Raw genomic sequence first — 19,112 nt, 5'->3', positions numbered from 1 at the left:
TAATCTATAGATCACATGCGTAAATTCAATGAAAGTTTGGGTTGAGATAAAAATGACCAGTTGGTATAATAAGAATAGATACTTGGTTTAAAGTGATAAAGTAATGACGGAAATCCGTGATAAAATGAACGAAGTAAAGGAGACATTATGAATCAGTTAGAAGTATTAAGAGAGAGCCTTGGACAGTGCGATGAGATCATACTGGACGCACTCCTTATGAGAAACAGGATCGTAGAGGACATCATGGTATACAAGGAAGCAAATGATCTTCCGGTACTTCAGCCGGAACAGGAGGCGAAGCAGAAGGGATGGCTGGAAGCCAGAATGGAAGGCAGACGTCATAAGAAAGAGGTCAATGATGTTTTTGCAAGTATCATCCAGAACAGTAAGAGAATACAGTCCAGAAATCTTTTCAATTATAATATCTTCCTGATCGGATTTATGGGAGCTGGTAAATCTACGATCTCTGATTATCTGAAGAATGTTCTTGCTATGGATGTTGTGGAGATGGATCAGTGTATCGTGGAGAGACAGGAAATGAGTATTTCCGATATCTTTGAGACCTACGGTGAAGAGTATTTCCGTGAGCTCGAGACAAATCTTCTGATCGAGATGCAGTCCAGATCTAATGTTGTGGTATCCTGTGGCGGTGGTGTTCCGATGCGGGACCGCAATGTTGCTGAGATGAAAAAAAATGGCCGTGTTGTACTTCTGACTGCAAAGCCGGAAACTATCCTGGAACGTGTAAAGGATAATCATGACCGTCCGTTACTTGAGAACAATAAAAATGTTTCATTTATCGCTGATCTGTTGGAAAAACGTCGCGCGAAATATGAGGCAGCAGCAGATATAGTTGTTGAGACAGACGGAAAGAGTGAGCTTGAGATCTGCGAGGAGATGATCCACAGACTTCGTGAGGCAGAGTCAAATAAATAACTGCTGATCATAAAACAGAATAGTTTTACATATAAAAAGGACAGCTGTCCGATAAACCGTACAGAAACAGAACGGAGATCGGGCAGCTGTCCTTTAGGTTATAAAAGATCCGGACCATATATTTGCAGATGAACAGATCGTTTAATTGGTCTTATAGAAAATCTCCCTCGAGGTTTCCTCGATCACAAATTTCTTAAAGGCCTCCACAACCGGCGGATGGTACACATCCTTCAGCATGGCCATGTAGAAATTCCGCTGCCAGCTTGGAGAGACAAGAGGCAGGATCTTAAGGTTCAGAGAGTGAAGGATAGGGATATCCGGTGCAATGCAGATGCCGAAATCATTGGCAACAAACCCTGCGGCAACCTGATCCTCATCGATCTCAAAAGCCACATCCGGGTATTGGCCGATGCTCTTAAACAACTGGTCAATGATCTGGCGGAGACCGCTTCTCTTCTTGAAGATGATCTGCTTGTATGGAAGCGTTTCCTCCAGATGGATCTCGGATTTCTCAGCAAGAGGATGTTCCGGCGGAACGATGACGACCAGATCCTGCTTGGCAACCGGAATAAATTCGATCAGTGGTTCGTCGTCAAATTTGGAACAGAAGCCGATATCGTATTTCTTCTCTTTCAGTCCGGTGAGGATATCGCCGGTAAGCACCTTATCACAGAACAGATTGAAATGAATCTGTTTTCCCTTATTGGCATTAAGAAAGCTGCGGATGATCTTTGGCATAAAGTCAACACCCAGAGTTCTGAGAAAAGCCACATCGATCTGTCCTTCTCCCTTTCCTGCAAGCTGGAGACCGTTTACAGAGGAATCCAGCCGGTTCAGGGTTTGTTCCACATCCTCCAGAAAAGACTTGCCATATTTGGTGAGAGAAACATTCCGTCCGTTTTTTTCAAATAATTTCACTCCAAGCTCTTCCTCCAGAGAAGAGATCGCGTGACTTAGGCTGGGCTGTGTGATGGCCAGAACATCCGCAGCTTTTGTATAATGTTCCAGATGAGCCAGTGTCACGAAATAGCGAAGATGATACAGATTCATTTTTCAATACTCCTTTCGTAAGTTTATCTGAATGTTTTGCTTCGGACAGATCCCCGGTAAGTCTGACAGACATAAGAGATTTGCCGGGCCGTATGCTGTGACGGCGGCAATACGGCTGAATATGTTTTATATAGTATAACATGATATATTGATAAAATCTATGAATTCTCCTGGTACAATCAATTTGTTTTGTATTTAACAAAGTTATATAATGCTTATAGAAAAAAGATACAAAATAATTTAAAAAAAACAAATAAAATTATTTATATTTTCAGGAGGAATTATCATGTCAAAAGAATTTCCAATCACAATCAGTTCCTGGACACTTGGAGATCAGTGTAAATTTGAGGACCGTGTAAAAGCTGCCAAAGAGGCTGGCTATGAGGGAATCGGTCTGAGAGCAGAAACCTACGTAGATGCCCTGAATGAGGGACTTTTCGACGAGGATATCCTGGCGATCCTGGATAAATATGACATGAAGGTAACAGAGGTTGAGTACATCGTGCAGTGGGCAGAGGAGCATCGCTCCTATGAGCAGAAATACAAAGAACAGCTTTGCTTCCATATGTGTGAATTATTTAACGTAAAACAGATCAACTGCGGACTGATGGAGAACTATTCCGTAGAGTACACAGCGCAGAAGCTTCGTGAGCTTTGCCACAGAGCAGGCAAATACATCATCGGTGTTGAGCCAATGCCATACAGCGGAATCCCGGATGTGAAAAAGGGCTGGGCTGTTGTAAAAGCTGCTGACTGCGAGAATGCAAAATTGATCCTTGATACATGGCACTGGGTAAGAGCAAACCAGCCGATCGAGCTTTCCGTACTTGAGGGAATCCCGGCAGACAAGATCGTATCCATCCAGATCAACGATGTATGGGAAAGACCATATGCAACAACGATCTTAAGAGATGAGTCCATGCATGACCGTCTTGCTCCTGGAACAGGAATCGGAACAACTGTGCCGTTCGTAAAAATGATCAAAGAAAAAGGCATTAAGCCAAATGCCATCGGCGTAGAGGTTATCAGCGATGCAAACCTTGAAAAAGGTATCGAGTATGCTGCAAAACATACATATGAGAACACAAAGAAGGTACTGGAAGAGGCTTGGCCGGAAGTACTGTAATTAATATAAGAAACTAATATTTCAGACGAACCCCTGTTTCCGACGTCATACCGGTGACAGGGCGTTCCCGTGAGAGAAAAAAAGATTGTTTCAAAGGAAAGGAGAACGCATATGAAATTCAATGCGATGTTTCAGCCGATCGAGATCGGTCCTATGACAGTAAAGAACCGTTTTGTTGTTCCGCCAATGGGAAACAACTTTGCAAACACAGACGGAACAATGAGTGAGCAGTCCGCTGCATATTACAGAGAAAGAGCAAAAGGCGGATTTGGTCTGATCACCATCGAGGCTACTGTAGTTCACAAAGGCGCAAAGGGCGGCCCGCGTAAACCATGTCTTTATGACGACACTACGATCGAAAGCTTCCGCAAGGTCATCGACGGATGTCATGCAGAAGGAGCAAAGGTGTCCATCCAGCTTCAGAACGCAGGTCCTGAGGGAAATGCAAAGAACGCAGGAGCACCGATCACAGCAGCAACCAGCATTCCGTCTGTATGCGGACGTGATATTCCGAAGCAGCTTACAACTGAGGAAGTTTACGAGCTGATCAAAGGCTACGGTGAGGCAGCAAGAAGAGCAATGGAAGCAGGAGCAGATGCTGTTGAAATCCATATGGCACACGGTTATCTGGTAAGTACCTTCCTTTCTCCGAGAACAAACAAAAGAGTGGATGAGTTTGGCGGATGTTTTGAAAACCGTATGCGTTTCTCCCGTCTGATCATTGAGGAAGTTAAAAAAGCAACACAGGGAAAAATTGCAGTTCTTGCAAGAATCAACTGTGCAGACGAGGTTCCGGGCGGACTTGATGTCCACGACAGTGCAGCGATCGCAGCATATCTGGAAAGCTGTGGACTGGACGGACTTCATGTATCCCGTGCTGTTCATATCAAGGATGAGTTTATGTGGGCACCGACCGTTATCCACGGTGGATTTTCCGCAGCAGAGGTTGAAGAGATCAAACGTGCGGTAAATATCCCGGTGATCACAGTTGGACGTTATACAGAGCCACAGTTCGCAGAGCTGATGGTAAAAGAAGGAAGAGCTGACCTTGTGGCATTCGGGCGTCAGAGCCTTGCAGATCCGGCTATGCCGAAGAAAGCACAGGAAGAGCGTCTTGAGGATATGACTCCTTGTATCGCCTGTCTTCAGGGCTGCGTTGCAAACATGTATGCAGGAAATCCGGTATGCTGTCTGACAAACCCGTTCCTGGGTCATGAGGCAGAGCCGCTTGAGAAAGCTGAGGAGCCGAAGAAGGTTATGGTTATCGGTGGTGGTGTTGCAGGACTTTCTGCCGCATTTATCGCAAAGGAGAGAGGCCATGAGGTAACACTTTATGAGGCAGGGGATATTCTCGGCGGGAACATGAGACTTGCCGCATATCCGCCAGGAAAAGGTGACATCACGAACATGATCCGCAGCTACATCCATCGCTGTCAGAAGGATGGCGTTAAGATCGTGATGAACTGTGAGGTAACTCCGGAGCTTATCAAAGAAGAGAAGCCGGACAGCGTGATCATCGCAACCGGTTCCAAGACTTTGATCCTTCCGATCGAGGGAATCGACAATCCGGCTATCATCCACGGCTCTGACCTTCTGGATGGCAAGAGAGCAGCAGGCAAAAAGGTTCTCGTTGTCGGCGGTGGAATGGTTGGATGCGAGACAGCTGCATTCTTAGGCGAGCAGGAGCATGATGTAACTGTTATCGAGTTCCGTGATACTGTAGGTGCAGACGTGATCCATGAGCACAGAGTATATCTGATGAAAGATTTCGAAGACTACGGAATCAAAGAGATCACCGGCGCAAAGGTATGCAAATTCTATGAAGACGGTGTAGAATATGAGACCGCTGACGGAGTACGTCACGAGTCAAGAGGATATGATTCTGTGATCCTTTCCATGGGATTCCGCAACTACAATCCTCTGGAAGAGAAGATCAAAGATCTTGTGCCTGAGACACATGTGATCGGAGATGCTATCCGTGCAAGACGTGCTCTGGATGCAACAAAAGAGGCTTATGAGGTAGCTTCCAGGATCTGATCTGCCAATTTATCCAATAAATCGGACGGTATAAAAATTAAAAAGATGACCCGGCAGACACCAGAGAAGATATATCCGGTGTCTGCCAGGGGAAAATGCAGGAGGTAAAAAGAAATGGAACAGAGAATTAAAGGAACAACAGGTTTACTTGCACTGATCGGAAGCCCTGTGGGACATTCCGGATCCCCGGCTATGTACAATTTCAGCTTCCAGTACCATAACCTGGACTATGCTTACATGGCATTCGATATCAAAGAGGACCAGGTTCCGGCAGCTCTTGACGCAATGCGTCTGTTCAAAATGAGAGGCTGCAATGTAACCATGCCTTGTAAGAACAAAGTAGCTCAGTGTGTAGACGAGCTTTCACCGGCAGCAAAGATCATCGGTGCTGTAAATACCATCGTTAACGAGGATGGAAAGCTTGTAGGACATATCACAGACGGTATCGGTTTTGTCCGCAATTTAAAAGAGCATGGCGTTGATGTAAAAGGCAAAAAGATGGTAGTTCTGGGAGCAGGCGGAGCTGCAACAGCTCTTACTGTACAGTGTGCCCTTGACGGAGCTGCTTCCATCGCAATCTTCAACCCTAATGATCCATTCCTTGAAAGAGCAAAAGGAACAGCTGAGAAACTTGCAAAAGAAGTACCGGACTGCAAAGTAAATGTATACTGCCTTGACGATCAGGACAAACTGAGAGAAGAGATCGCAAACGCTGATATCCTTGCAAACGGAACACTTGCAGGTATGAAACCACATGACGACCTTACTCTTGTTGACAAATCCATGTTCCATAAAGATCTTGTTGTTGCTGACTGCGTATACAATCCGGCAGAAACAAGAATGGTAAAAGAGGCAAAAGAGGCAGGCGTAAAACTTGCAGTAGGCGGAAAAGGAATGCTTCTGTGGCAGGGTGCAGCATCTTACAAGCTTTATACAGGTCTTGAGATGCCGACAGCTGAGTACCAGAAATTCCAGGCTGAGAACGAAGGGAAATAAGAAAAATGAGCCAGACAGGTAAGAAAAATTTAGTAATTACTTCTATTGCGCTGTACTTTACATATTTCATTCACGGAATCGGTGCTTCCATCATGGGTCAGTACAAACCGGAGTTTGCAGCTCACTGGGGAGCCAAGGCCTTAAGTGACGGAACTATGGATGTCAGCATGGTAGTATCTGTAATCGCTGCATTGGGACTTGGAAGACTGATCTCCCTTCCGTTTTCCGGTCCTCTGTCTGATAAATTCGGACGCAGATTAAGCGGAATTATCGGCGTGATCTGTTATACAGCATACTTTATAGGAATCGCATTTGCGCCATCTATGGGAATCGCATATGCATTTGCTATCGTAGGCGGTATCGCAAACTCCTTCCTGGATACCTGCGTAAGCCCTACATGTATGGAAATCTATGTAAACAATCCTTCTGTAGCGAACCTGTTTACAAAATTCTCCATGTGTATCAGCCAGTTCCTGCTTCCTTTCCTGATCGGATTTGTAGCAGCAGCGAATATGTCTTACAGAACCATCTTTATCGTTGCAGGCGTTGCAATCTTTATTGATGGTATCCTGATCCTGTTCCTGCCATTTCCGGAGAGAAATGCAGCAGGTGCCGGAGCAAAAAAAGAAAAGGCAAAGATCAAGATCACACCGGCCGCTTTTGCAGCTATTCTCATTGGATTTACAAGTTCCTCCACATTTATGCTGTGGCTGAACTGTAACCAGGAGCTTGGAAAGCTTTATAACTTAAGTGATCCGGCCAAGATTCAGTCCTTCTATGCAGTAGGAACTTTTGCAGCGATCCTGTGTTCCTCTGTATTTATCAAAAAAGGACTGAAGGAGATCAATATCCTGATCATTTATCCGCTGATCTCTTTCATCATGCTGGGACTGTGCTACTTTATCCAGAATCCGACCATCTGCCTCATCGGTGGATTTGTGATCGGTTTTGCAGGCGCAGGCGGTGTGCTTCAGCTGGCTGTTTCCACAACTGCGGAATTCTTCCCGGAAAACAAGGGAACTGCAACATCCATGGTCATGATCGCATCCAGCGTTGCGAACTACACCATTCTGACACTGGCCGGCTACATTACAAAGACTGCCGGAACCAGTGCTCCGAGAATGATCCTGCTTCTCAACATGGCAGTGACATTCATAGGAATCCTTCTTGCACTGTTCGTTAAGATGAACCGTGGAAAAGAAGCCTGAGAAGAAAAGACGTGAATAACTGTTGCGATTTGGATGAAAATGGCTGAATCGGAGCAAGGCAAAGTTCCAATTCGGGAACAATTCCCGGGTTGGATTTTGCTGTTTCTGAAAATGTTTGTTAATTAACAAACTTCCAGAATAGAAGATATTATATATGTATTAGCAAAAAAAACGACAAAGGAGAATCGTTATGGCACGTGCAGCAAGACAGCGAAGAGAAAACGAACTGCCCTACATTCCGTTTGGGCCATTTCAGATTCGTTTTCCGTTTATTCACTATAAAATTGAGTCCGTAGAGTTTATCCAGGGCCTGATCCTCGGGGTTACGGCACTGGCGGCGGTTCCTTATCTGGAACAGTATCTGGGACTGCCTTATGAGCTGGCATGGAGCTGTGTGATCATAGAGACCATGCTGTATATGCTACACAGCTTACTTGGTGATCCGGTTGTACCGGGATGGATCACACCGACCCTTCCGCTGACTATCGTATTCCTGGAAGGTTTCCCTATGGGAAAAGAACGTATCCAGGCAATGATCGCCCTGCAGATGCTGGTTGGTCTTGTGTTCATATTTATGGGCATCACCAAGCTTGCGGATAAATTTGTCCATGCAGTACCAAATTCTGTTAAGGGTGGTATCCTTCTTGCAGCGCCGGTGACGGTTATGGCAGGACAGCTGGGAGAGGGCGGCAACATGCATAAGTATCCGCTGGCGATCGTTGCCGGTGTAGGCCTTCTGATCCTGATCAGCTTTTCAGATAAATATCAGGAGAAGAGAAGGAACAACAAATTCCTGGATCTTGTTGCCAGGTATGGAAATCTTTTCCCATATCTGATCGCCATGGTGGTAGGTCTTCTTGTAGGCGAGCTGGATGCGCCCGGTTTGGAACTGGGAACCTTTATCAAGATCCCGCAGTTCAAAGAGATCATCTCACAGGTAAGTATCTTTGGTGTGGGAATCCCGCCGGTCTCCATGTTTGTCAAAGCGCTTCCGCTGGCGCTTGTATGCTATGTTATCGCATTTGGTGATTTTGTTACCACAGAGACACTGGTTACAGAGGCGCGCCAATCCAGAGATGATGAGTATATTGATTTCAATTCCAGCCGTTCCAACCTGGTCAGCGGCATCAGGAACCTGATCCTTTCCGTCATTGCGCCGTTTCCGCCGCTTTCCGGTCCGTTATGGGTTGGAATGACAGTATCTGTTTCCATCCGTTACAAAGAGGGAAAGAAAGCTATGAAGTCTCTGATCGGCGGTATGGCATCCTTCCGTATTGCAACGTTTTTAAGTGTGCTGATCATTCCGGTTGTAAGTTTCTTCCGTCCAATCTTCGGAGTCGGTTCATCCATTACTTTGATGTTCCAGGCCTTTGTCTGTGCAAGGATCGGTATGGATTACTGCAGAACAGACCGTGACAAGATGATCGCAGGTGTTATGGCAGCTGTGCTTGCAACCCAGGGAACTGCATGGGCATCCGCATGGGCCCTGGCTGTAGGCTTCGGTCTGAATATCTTCCTTTCAAACTGGGACCCCAGAAAGAAAGAGGAGAATGCCATCGAGGATAAAAATTGATCCGAGGAATAACAAAGATATAAAAAACAGAAAAAGAAGAAGTGTGCCGGATGGGTCAGCACACTTCTTCTTTTTGTCATGAGATTTGTTGTTTTTAATTATTATTTAATAGATTTGCTATTATGGGATTAAAATTGCAAAAATTTGTTACATCATTGGGTTTAAAAATTGGTTTATAATTCACGTTCTGTTACAAAAATCTACTGTAGATCCTTTTTATGGGAGGTCACAGGATCACAGGCTTTTGTGGATAATGTCAAGAACCTGTTCAAGTTCGTTAACATTGATCTGTCCCGGTGCGGAAGCTTTGGTAGCTGCACCGAAGGTAAGGGCGGAACCGAAGGTTTCGCCGGCGAGACGACTGACAACACCTGTACCTGCCATGGACATGGTAATGATCGGGCGGTCGGCGAACTGCTCGGACATTTCCAGCGTGGCACTTAAGAGTGTAAGCACGTCCTGCTTGTTTCTTGGCATAACAGCCATTTTCGGGATATCTGCGCCATAGTCCTGCATCATGCGGAGACGGCGCACGATCTCATCCTTCTCAGGAGTTGCGTCAAAATCATGGTTGGAAGCGATGACCTTTACGCCATAGCTGTGTGCTTCCCGGATCATGCTTTTTACGATCTCCTCACCTGTGAAGGCTTCTACATCAATGAGATCTACATAGCCGCTTTTTGCGACAGCCATGTTGAGTGCTTTGTAAGCTTCGTTGGAGATCGCTTTTTCTCCGCCTTCCTTTGAAGTACGGAAGGTGAAGAGAATCGGAGTGTCCTTTAAAATGGTCTTGAGATCTTTTGCCACATCCAGAACCTTGTCTGTGTCAAAAACGTCCTCAAACCAGTCAACACGCCATTCCACAACGTCTACGGGGATCCTTGCGAAGGTCCCTGCCTCAAGGAGAATATCATCCTTTGTCTGTCCCACGATCGGGACACAGATCTTCGGTCTTCCCTCTCCGAGTGTGATATTTCTTACCTGAACTGTTTTCATAATGGTCCTTTCTGATACGACAGGAACAGATAGCAGTTTAGTCGTCGTATCTGATGTTAAGAATCTCTTTCATATGCTCGATCGGCATCGGTTCGCCGGTCCACAGTTCAAATGCAGCGGAGCCCTGGAAAAGCATCATGCCAAGGCCGTTCATTGTCTTGCAGCCAACTTCCTTTGCCATAGAACGCATAGCAGTTTCAAGAGGGGAGTAAGGCACGTCAACAACGATAAGCTCCGGGCGGAAGTAAGACTTGTCCGGAACAACGGACTGACCTTCCAGCGGTTTCATTCCAACACCTGTCGCATTTACGAAAATATAACTGTCAGCCATTTCTTTTTTCAGCTGGTCAAGATCTGCCAGATCATAGAGAACAGCATGGCTTGAAGTTCTGGTGTTGATCTTTTCTACCGTAGATACCGCACGGTCCCAGAATTCATCTTTGCGGTTGAAGATCACGATCTCGCCTACACCGTCAAGTGCTGCCTGGATCTCGATAGCAGTTGCGGCACCACCTGCACCTACGATGGTCATTTTCTTTCCGATGGCGTCGATGTTATTGTCTTTCAGTGCTGCCATAAATCCGATACCGTCTGTGATATGGCCTGTAAGATGACCATGATCATTAACGATGGTGTTTACAGCACCGCACATTTCTGCTGCCGGTGAAAGCTCGTCAAGGTACTGGCCTACCAGAGTTTTGTTCGGCATGGAAACGTTGGAACCTCTCATTTTCAGAGTACGGATGGCTTTTACAGCATCCTCGATCTCGTCTGCACCAACCTCAAATGCAAGATATGCATAATCATAGCCAAGCTTTGCAAAAGCTTCATTCTGCATGGCAGGAGAGCTGGAATGGCGGATCGGATATGCCATAAGACCAATCAGTTCGGTATGTCCTGTGATTCTTTCTGACATGGTAATAACTCCTCTCATTGGTAAAATCTGGATGAAGATTTGTCTTTTTTAAACCTCCCGCCACATAGGTCTGAAGAAGCTGCGGACATTCTCCGGACGACTGCGGGGGAGGAAGACGTGGAAAAACTATGTTACGGATCACCGAGTGAACTGTAACAGATTTATATACACTTTCCGGCAGAAGGATTGAAATACTCCCGGAAAGGGTATAGCGGAAAAATATTAAAGGTATCCCTTCTGCTCAAGAATGGTAAGGATATTGCGTCCTTCCTGGGTACCGTCAATGATTCGTCTTGCTCTCTGGCTGTCGCCGATGTTCATGATCTCAACATCCTCAGAAGAAAATTCCTCTGTGAGGTTCTGGTAAAGCTGTCCCTGAGCTCTCATTCCGAGACATACGAAGCCGTATTCAAATGGAAGCTCATAAGGCTCACCTTCGCCCCTGACAAGGAAGGAAGAATCCTTAACCTCAAGGAGAGCAGTTTTTGTAAGCTGATGTACATTGTGTTTTTTCATCATGGTCTTTGTGTCATTTTTGCTTACCGGGTCAAGATCACGTCCGATCTGATCCATCATCTCAACGATAGAGATGTCTGCGTTTCTGTCAGCAAAAAATTCCACAACATCAAGACCTACAGCACCGCCGCCTACAACAACAACCTTTTTGCCTTCCAGATCCTTCGGAAAATCATTAATGTGGCTGATCATACCAAGAATAGAATAAATATTATGGTTCTCGTTGTCAATACGATCCTTCAGTCCTGCGATCGGAGGCAGAAGCGGAGCGGAGCCTGTGGAGCTTACAATGATATTCGGATGGAACTTGCGGATGTTTTCAGGTGTTCCTTCTGTGTTTTTGAAGATGTAAAGATTATCAAGCTGTTCTGCACGATGCATGAGATAGTGCGGGAAATCAGCAAGACGGTTCTTTGCAGGGATCTTTGAGATCAGAGATGCAAGTCCGCCAAGCTCATTGCCTTTTTCCAGAAGGAAGGTATTGCATCCAACCTCTGCGGCTGTACAGGCAGCTTCCAGTCCGGCAGTGCCGCCGCCGATAACGACCACGTTGCAGTTTTTATTTATATGTTTTTTCTTATATATATCGCCCTCAAGAACAGATGGGTTTACAGTACAGCGGATCGGACGGTTTACACCGATACGGTTTCCGGCACAGCCAACGTTACATGAGATACATTTACGGAGGTCGCACTCATGACCTGTGGCAACCTTGTTTACCCATGCAGGGTCTGCGATCAGACCACGGCCCATACCGATCAGGTCTGCGTCACCGTCAGCCAGGATACGCTCAGCAACCTTCGGGTCACGGACATTACCCATGGAGATACATGGCTTGTTGAATTTTTCTTTTACGGCCTTTGCCATGTAGGAACGCCATCCGTCCGGGAGATAATTTGCATCGATCTGGTACTGGATGGAACCGTTAAGTCCGCAGGAAACATCGAAGATATCAACCTCTTCCTGAAGATAATCCAGGTATTCCAGAGTATCCTCCAGTGTATTTCCGCCCTCCATCAGCTCATCCGCACTGAGACGGAGCATGATCGGGAAAAAAGGTCCTACCTGTTTTCTTACCTCATCGATGACCATACGGCAGAAGCGGGTACGGTTCTCAACAGATCCGCCGAACTCATCGGTACGCTTGTTTGTGATCGGGGAGAGGAACTGACTGATCAGGTAGGAGTGTCCTGCATGGATCTCTACTGCGTCAAAGCCGGCTGTCTGTGCACGTTTTGCAGCCTCACCGTATTTTTTTACGATGTGAAGGATCTCATCTTTGGAAAGAGGACGCGGGATCTCGCCGCCTTCTTTGGATGGAACGTCAGATGCGGAAACCGGCTGCATGTTGATCCTGGAAGAAACAGCGGAAGCTCCGGCATGATTGATCTGAATCGCGATCTTTGTTCCGTATCTATGAATATTTTCACAGAATTTGAAAAGACGTGGCAGGTAGTTGTCATGATCGATACGCAGCTGTGTGGTTCCGTTGGAGCCCTGCGGGGAATCGACGCTTGCGTTCTCTACGATGATGAGACCTGTGCCACCCTTTGCACGCTGCTCATAATAATTGATATGAAGAAAACTCATTTCGCCGTTCTGTTCACCGTAGTTGGTGCCCATCGGCATCATAACAATACGGTTCTTGATAGTCATATTTTTAACGGTTAATGGGGAAAAAATATGCGGATAATCATTCTTCATTTGGAAAAACCTCCCTGGTTATTTTAAATAGAATCGTTTGTTTGCGTTAATTATATAACAGAATAATCTATAAAACTAATTCATAATACGGGTTATATAATAAAAATAATCTATAGATTTTTGCATATCATCTTTCAGGCTGCAGGTACTTGCATGCTTATAATATAAAAAAACAGATGTAGAAAGCTAACTGGTTACTGAGAACAGAGTGAACAGAACAACAGTAACGCTAACTGGAAAATGGTGTCGGATCCAGGGGTTTACATATATGATTTTAACGTGTTATCATAACAAATAAAAAAGATACAGAAAACGGAGAAACGGGCAGGCTGAAACGGATCAGATGTAAGACTGTATTTCCGCGTTCTGTAAAAAGACAGGGGATAGATAAAATGGAATTCTGGGATATTTACGATGCAGATAAGAAACCGACAGGACGAACTATGAAGCGCAATGACTGGTGTTTAAAGGATGGAGAGTATCATCTGACAGTCTTAGGTGTGGTAGCAAGACCGGACAAAACTTTCCTTATTACCAAGCGGGTGATGACAAAGGCCTGGGCCCCAGGCTGGTGGGAGGTTTCCGGCGGTGCAGCCCAGGCAGGAGAGGCTTCCCGTGATGCAGTACTCCGTGAGGTGAAAGAGGAGACCGGACTGGACGCCAGTGAGGCAGAGGGCGGATACCTTTTTACATATAAAAGAGAGAATCCCGGGGAAGGAGATAATTACTTTGTGGATGTGTACCGTTTTGTCATGGATGTGGAGGATAAGGATCTGAAGCTTCAGACAGAAGAGACAGACGGATATATGTTTGCAACCCTGGAACAGATCAGGGCGTTTGCCGCAGAGGGAAAATTCCTGCATTATGACAGCATTAAGAAGGCGTTTGAGTTCTGAGCAGATTTCTGACTGGTTTTCCGCGAGGATGTGAAAATAAATGTTGTTTTTTGTGGATTTCTATTTTTAAAAACGTTGTTTTTTGACTTATTTTCGAAGAATTGTCTTGACATTAAAATTGGTAAATAGTAAAATTAAATCAGATGAACTACCAGACTGTTTTTTGAACGCAGATCGCGAAGCGACTGCGTTCATGAGCAAGTAGCGAAGCGGATTGCGAATGTCCGCTTGACCATGAGCAGGTAGCAGAGCGGATTTCAAAGATCTGCTTGACTTTAGGAAGCTGTAAGCCGGATGAATGAAATCCGGCTTATAAAATTATCCAATATTATCAGATCGAGAATAATATAAAATTTTGAAAGTGAGGAATCATCAATGGCAGATGAACATAGAGATCAGATCAGAATCGTACAGGAAACCGTAGCCGGTAAGGAGATCACATTTGCCCATATCATGGGTGGTCCGGCACCTATCATATATCAGAAACTTGGACTGAATCCGCAGGTGGATTATGGATCATCTGCAATTGGTATCATGAACATGACACCTTCCGAGTCTGCTGTGATCGCATCGGATATTGCTGTGAAGAGCGGTAATGTATATCTTGGATTTGCAGACCGTTTTACAGGAACACTGATCATAACAGGAGAGATTTCCGATGTACAGACTGCAATGGAAGAGATCGTGGATTATTTCCGTGATACTCTGGGATATGTAGTATGCAATATCACCAAGAGATAAGGAAGTGTACCATGGAAGAACGGATAACGAAGGAAGAACTGCTGGAGCGGCTGTTTCATGATGATTATGAGAACCTTAAGGGAAAAAGACTTCGGCTGACCCGTGTGCGGGTACCTGGAAAAGAGCTTTCTTTTGCACATGTTTTTACACCAAGTGATAAATCAGTCTATGAGAATCTTGCATTACATATCGGTGTTCATGAAGGCGAGGATCACAGAGGAGATGCCATCGGTATGGTCAGAGTCACACCCTGGGAGGCAATCGTTGTTGCGGCAGATGTTGCAGTGAAGGCTGCTCATGTGGAAGTTGGATTTATGGATCGTTTCTGTGGGACACTGATCCTGACAGGCGGTTTTACGGAAGTGATGACAGCTGTGGAGGAAGTGGTGCGATTTTTCCATGAGACATTGAAATTCGATGTCTGTAAGATCCACAGAAGCTAGAGCAGGACGGGATAAAAAATGAAAAAAATTTTTCTGATGGGTCGAAGTGAAGCCGGCAAAACATCCCTGACGCAGGCGCTTAAAGGGGAAGAGCTTCATTATCATAAGACCCAGTATACCAATACAAATGAAGATACCATTGATTCACCGGGAGAATATGCGGAATCCAAGCATTTCAGCGTAGGACTGGCCTGCTTTTCCTTTGAGGCGGATGTGATCGCTATTGTACAGGCAGCCAATGAGCCGTTTAACCTGTTCAGTGACGGCAGCAGGAATTTTCTCCTGCGGCCGCTGATCGGGATCATCACCAAGGTAGATTCTCCCCATGCCAATATTCCAATGGTCAGACAGTGGATGGAAAACATGGGCTGTGAGAGGATATTTATGGTAAATAACAAGACCCGGGAAGGTATCAGCGAGCTGATGGATTATCTGCAGGATGATCTCCCGAAGCTTACGCTTGAACAGGCGAAATTCAAGCAGAGTATTGGCCTTAACGAATGGGATCCCATGCCGGAAGGGGTGGAGTATCCGGAGTCCATACGGTAAAATAGTAATATTCATGAAAAATGAATAAAAATACAAAATTCAAACAGAAAACGTAGAAATTCCTCCGGAAGTGTGATATACTATGATCGTTTGGAAGATTCGTGAACTGATATGTAAGATCCCCAGAGCATGAAGGATAAAGAGGATAGAAACGGGGCTCGCAGATATATGGCAGAAGAGCTGTATGTCGGGAACTCCGGGTATCCGTATCTGCCTTCATGTTCCGGGGATTTTTTTTATTCTATACACAGATTTTCCGAATGGATGCAAAAGACAAACAATAAGAAAGACAGGAGAGGAAAAGATGTTTGAATTATTTGAAAATCTGACCAACTGGCTCTGGGGACTGCCGCTGCTGATCACGATCCTCGCTACAGGCATATATCTGACAGTACGTTCCGGTTTCTTCCAGTTCCGCCATTTTGGTTACATTGTGAAAAACATGTTCAGTAAAGAACGTCGCCAGGAAGGCGGAGATGACGGAAAGAGCCTGACACCGTTCCAGGCTATTTCCATTGCAATCGGAGGTACCGTTGGTGTATCCAATATGTCCGGTGTTGCAACGGCTATTGCAACAGGAGGACCTGGTGCATTATTCTGGCTCTGGATCGCAGCGCTTCTTGCCATGGTCATCAAGATGGCAGAGGTAACACTTGCTGTATACTACAGAGAAAAACAGCCAAATGGTGAGTATCAGGGAGGCCCAACCTACTATATGCAGAAGGGACTTGGCGGAGAGAAAAAGCTTCCCTTCTGGAAACTTTTTGCAGTATTGTTCGGCGGCTGTATTTTTATGACATGGTTCATTACCTTACAGAATTATACAGTATCAGAGGCTGTCGGAAGTACCTTCCACCTGCCGTACATCGTACCATCACTTCTGTATGTGGCAGCGATCTACCTGATCATCATCGGCGGTGTAAAGAAAGTCGGTGTGATCTCTTCCTATATGACACCGATCATGTGCATGCTTTACATTGTAGGATCTCTTGCAATACTGGTAGTGAATTTTGACAAGCTGCCGGAAACTTTTGGACTGATCTTCAAGGGGGCATTTACAACACAGGCGGCAGTCGGCGGATTTATGGGAGCCGGTGTTGCAACAGCAATGCGTCTTGGATTTGCCCGTTCCGTATACAGCAACGAGGCAGGCTGGGGAACATCTCCCATGATCCATGCTTCCGCAAAGACAGACCATCCTGTAAAACAGGGACTGATGGGAGCATTTGAGGTATTTGCAGATACCATCGTTGTCTGCTCCATGACAGGTCTTGTTGTTATCACCACCGGCTACTGGAATTCAGGACTTCAGGGATCAGAGCTGACACTGACAGCGTTTGAGTCCGGAATGGGCTCTGTTGCGAGAGCACTGATCGCGATCAGTATTTTCCTTTTCGGACTGACAACATCAACCGGATGGTTCACCTACTACAGCGTGATCCTGAAGCACTGGCTGAAAAATAATCAGAAGGTTCTGAAGATCGCAGAGAAGGTTTTTGTCCTTGGAACACCATTATGGGGTCTCCTGGTCACAGTGCTTACTCTTTACGGAAACGGAACACCGGCACAGCTGTGGGTAATTGCAGATTTTACAACCGTATTCCCTACATTTGTAAATGTTGCCACATTGTTTATCTTAAGTGGTACCTTCTTTAAGCTGCTGAAGGATTACAAGGCGCGTTACATGGGAATCGGAAAGGTAGACAAGGATATGGCACTTTTCTACGAGGATAAAAAAGAAAAAGAGGAAAAATAAACAGTGGATACGATTTTTTTTAACGGATGTATAAGAACACTGGATAACAGTGAAAAAGTAGCAGAGGCTGTGGGAATCGAAAATGGCCGGATCGTTTTTGTGGGAACTGATAAAGAAGCGGAAGTTTTTTCCTGCAAAAATCGGATCGATCTTAAGGGAAGGCTGATGCTGCCCGGTTTTGTGGATACACATATGCATATGCTGCATTATGCATTTGTGGAAAGATCTGTGAAACTGTTTGACTGTACAAGTGTTGAGGAGATGCTTGCCGCAGCAAAAAAAAGACTGGAGGAGAGCAAAGGTCAGAAGCTGACCTGGCTCTACTGCAGAGGCTGGAATGAGGAGCATTTTGATAAGCCGCGCTATCCGCATAAGGATGAGCTGGACGCACTTTCAATGGAAATCCCCATCATTATGGTGCGTGTCTGCGGGCATGTGGCTGTGTGCAACAGCTGCGGTCTGGAGCTTCTGAAAAAAATCCCGGAGTTCCCGGAGATTGAGAAGGAGGTTGATCTGGATACCGGACTTCTGAAGGAGAACGCAGTACAGTTTTATTCTTCCGTATTGGATGCACCGTCCCAGGAAGAAGTGGAAGGCTACATCAAATACAGTGCGAAGAAGCTGAATGAATGTGGATTTACAGGTGTGCAGTCCGATGATCTTGCTTCCCTTCCGGGAAAAAACTGGCGTCGGATCATGGCCTCCTACAAGGCACTGGATGCCAGAGGAGAGCTGAGTATCCGCCATTATGAGCAGTGCCTTTTTGAGCGGGTGGAGGATGCGAAGGCTTTTATTGAGGAAGGATATCGTACCGGACAGAGAGGAGAACACTTTACGATCGGGCCGATGAAACTGATCCAGGATGGTTCTCTTGGTGCAAGAACAGCGGCCATGAATGAGCCTTACGAGGATGCACCGGGAAATACGGGGATCATCACATTCAGTCAGGATGAGCTTGACGATCTGTTTGCTTTTTTTGACCGGCATCAGATGCAGGCAGCGGTACACTGTATCGGTGATCGTGCCATGGATATGGTCATTGAGGCAGCTGCGAAATCTCCTTACCGGAAGGATAACAAAAAGGGAAGACATGGTATCGTGCATTGCCAGATCACCAATCCGCGTATTTTGCAGGGGATGAAAGACCAGGATCTTCTGGCATATATTCAACCGGTATTTATCGATCTGGATATGAACACAGTGGAACCTGCCATCGGTGCACACCGTATGGATAAGGTGTATGCATGGAAGAGCATGCTGGATATGGGAATCCATGCATCCGGCGGTTCGGATGCTCCTGTGGTAAGCTTTGATGCCATGGAGAATATTTATTTTGCAGTCACCCGCAAAAATATAAAGGGCCAGCCTGAGGAAGGATGGATCCCGTCCGAAAAAATGTCCGTAGATGAAGCGGTGAAGCTTTTTACAAAAAACGCAGCTTACGCTTCCTATACAGAAGAAGAGAACGGAACCATCGAAGTGGGTAAAAATGCGGACTTCGTAGTTATCGAGAAGGATATCTATGAGATCGACCCGGATGAGATCAAGACCACGAAAGTGGATATGACAGTTCTTGGCGGTGAGATCGTTTATGAGAGAGAAGTAGAAGAATAACGGCAGTATAAAAAGAAAAAAGTGAGAGGCAGAGTCTGAGTGGAGCAGGCTCTGC

16 protein-coding genes are annotated in these 19,112 nt (G+C 45.7%); 12 read left to right on the top strand and 4 right to left on the bottom strand.

The window, feature by feature from the left end; translation table 11 throughout:
* Nucleotides 1-147 precede the first annotated feature (147 nt).
* Nucleotides 148-936 carry a shikimate kinase gene (locus DWX61_RS04975; RefSeq protein WP_118624135.1) on the top strand — a complete coding sequence of 263 codons (789 nt, stop codon included), beginning with the start codon at nt 148-150 and terminating at the stop codon, nt 934-936.
* A gap of 141 nt (nt 937-1,077) precedes the next feature.
* Here the strand turns inward: DWX61_RS04975 and DWX61_RS04970 are convergent, their stop codons facing one another.
* Nucleotides 1,078-1,986: a LysR family transcriptional regulator gene (locus DWX61_RS04970; protein ID WP_021652297.1), complete on the bottom strand. Its 909-nt coding sequence runs from the start codon at nt 1,984-1,986 to the stop codon at nt 1,078-1,080.
* A 286-nt stretch (nt 1,987-2,272) separates the two neighbouring features.
* Here DWX61_RS04970 and DWX61_RS04965 point away from each other — a divergent pair, with 286 nt between their 5' ends.
* The 5 genes from DWX61_RS04965 (at nt 2,273) to DWX61_RS04945 (ending at nt 8,926) form a co-directional block, all read left to right on the top strand.
* Nucleotides 2,273-3,112, top strand: a complete 840-nt coding sequence (locus tag DWX61_RS04965; protein ID WP_118513066.1) for a sugar phosphate isomerase/epimerase family protein — start codon at nt 2,273-2,275, stop codon at nt 3,110-3,112.
* 111 nt (nt 3,113-3,223) lie between these two features.
* Nucleotides 3,224-5,149, top strand: coding sequence for an FAD-dependent oxidoreductase (locus DWX61_RS04960; protein WP_118624133.1), 1,926 nt, complete (start codon nt 3,224-3,226; stop codon nt 5,147-5,149).
* 114 nt (nt 5,150-5,263) lie between these two features.
* Nucleotides 5,264-6,145 (top strand): shikimate dehydrogenase, encoded by an 882-nt coding sequence (aroE, locus tag DWX61_RS04955; protein WP_118513068.1) that lies wholly within the window; start codon nt 5,264-5,266, stop codon nt 6,143-6,145.
* A 5-nt stretch (nt 6,146-6,150) separates the two neighbouring features.
* Nucleotides 6,151-7,353, top strand: coding sequence for an MFS transporter (locus DWX61_RS04950; RefSeq protein ID WP_118624131.1), 1,203 nt, complete (start codon nt 6,151-6,153; stop codon nt 7,351-7,353).
* A 190-nt stretch (nt 7,354-7,543) separates the two neighbouring features.
* Nucleotides 7,544-8,926 carry a SulP family inorganic anion transporter gene (locus tag DWX61_RS04945; RefSeq protein ID WP_118513070.1) on the top strand — a complete coding sequence of 461 codons (1,383 nt, stop codon included), beginning with the start codon at nt 7,544-7,546 and terminating at the stop codon, nt 8,924-8,926.
* Between the two features lie 234 nt (nt 8,927-9,160).
* Here the strand turns inward: DWX61_RS04945 and aroD are convergent, their stop codons facing one another.
* From aroD to DWX61_RS04930, 3 genes are all read right to left on the bottom strand, one after another.
* On the bottom strand, nt 9,161-9,922 hold the full coding sequence (gene aroD, locus DWX61_RS04940; RefSeq protein ID WP_118513071.1) for a type I 3-dehydroquinate dehydratase: 762 nt from the start codon (nt 9,920-9,922) through the stop codon (nt 9,161-9,163).
* A 37-nt stretch (nt 9,923-9,959) separates the two neighbouring features.
* Complete coding sequence (locus DWX61_RS04935; RefSeq protein ID WP_118608570.1) at nt 9,960-10,838, bottom strand: shikimate dehydrogenase; 879 nt, start codon at nt 10,836-10,838, stop codon at nt 9,960-9,962.
* 222 nt (nt 10,839-11,060) lie between these two features.
* Entirely contained in the window at nt 11,061-13,058 is a 1,998-nt protein-coding gene (locus DWX61_RS04930; protein WP_118624129.1) for an oxidoreductase, read from the bottom strand.
* A 392-nt stretch (nt 13,059-13,450) separates the two neighbouring features.
* Between DWX61_RS04930 and DWX61_RS04925 the strand changes: the two genes are divergently transcribed.
* From DWX61_RS04925 to DWX61_RS04895, 6 genes are all read left to right on the top strand, one after another.
* Nucleotides 13,451-13,954 (top strand): NUDIX hydrolase, encoded by a 504-nt coding sequence (locus DWX61_RS04925; RefSeq protein WP_118624127.1) that lies wholly within the window; start codon nt 13,451-13,453, stop codon nt 13,952-13,954.
* Between the two features lie 375 nt (nt 13,955-14,329).
* Nucleotides 14,330-14,695 carry a BMC domain-containing protein gene (locus DWX61_RS04920; RefSeq protein ID WP_015527035.1) on the top strand — a complete coding sequence of 122 codons (366 nt, stop codon included), beginning with the start codon at nt 14,330-14,332 and terminating at the stop codon, nt 14,693-14,695.
* Nucleotides 14,696-14,706: 11 nt separating this feature from the next.
* Nucleotides 14,707-15,138, top strand: a complete 432-nt coding sequence (locus DWX61_RS04915) for a BMC domain-containing protein (RefSeq protein WP_118608568.1) — start codon at nt 14,707-14,709, stop codon at nt 15,136-15,138.
* A gap of 18 nt (nt 15,139-15,156) precedes the next feature.
* Nucleotides 15,157-15,687, top strand: a complete 531-nt coding sequence (locus DWX61_RS04910; RefSeq protein ID WP_118513075.1) for a EutP/PduV family microcompartment system protein — start codon at nt 15,157-15,159, stop codon at nt 15,685-15,687.
* 304 nt (nt 15,688-15,991) lie between these two features.
* The gene (locus DWX61_RS04900; RefSeq protein ID WP_118513077.1) at nt 15,992-17,443 is read left to right on the top strand and encodes an alanine/glycine:cation symporter family protein; all 1,452 of its coding nucleotides are present in this window, start codon (nt 15,992-15,994) and stop codon (nt 17,441-17,443) included.
* A 3-nt stretch (nt 17,444-17,446) separates the two neighbouring features.
* On the top strand, nt 17,447-19,057 hold the full coding sequence (locus DWX61_RS04895; protein ID WP_118624123.1) for an amidohydrolase: 1,611 nt from the start codon (nt 17,447-17,449) through the stop codon (nt 19,055-19,057).
* The last annotated feature ends 55 nt before the right edge of the window (nt 19,058-19,112 follow it).

It is taken from the genome of Ruminococcus sp. AF20-12LB (assembly GCF_003478985.1).
Taxonomy (GTDB): Bacteria; Bacillota; Clostridia; order Lachnospirales; family Lachnospiraceae; genus Blautia_A.
Note: the sequence above shows the minus strand (reverse complement) of the source record. Positions and strands in the feature narration are given on the sequence as shown.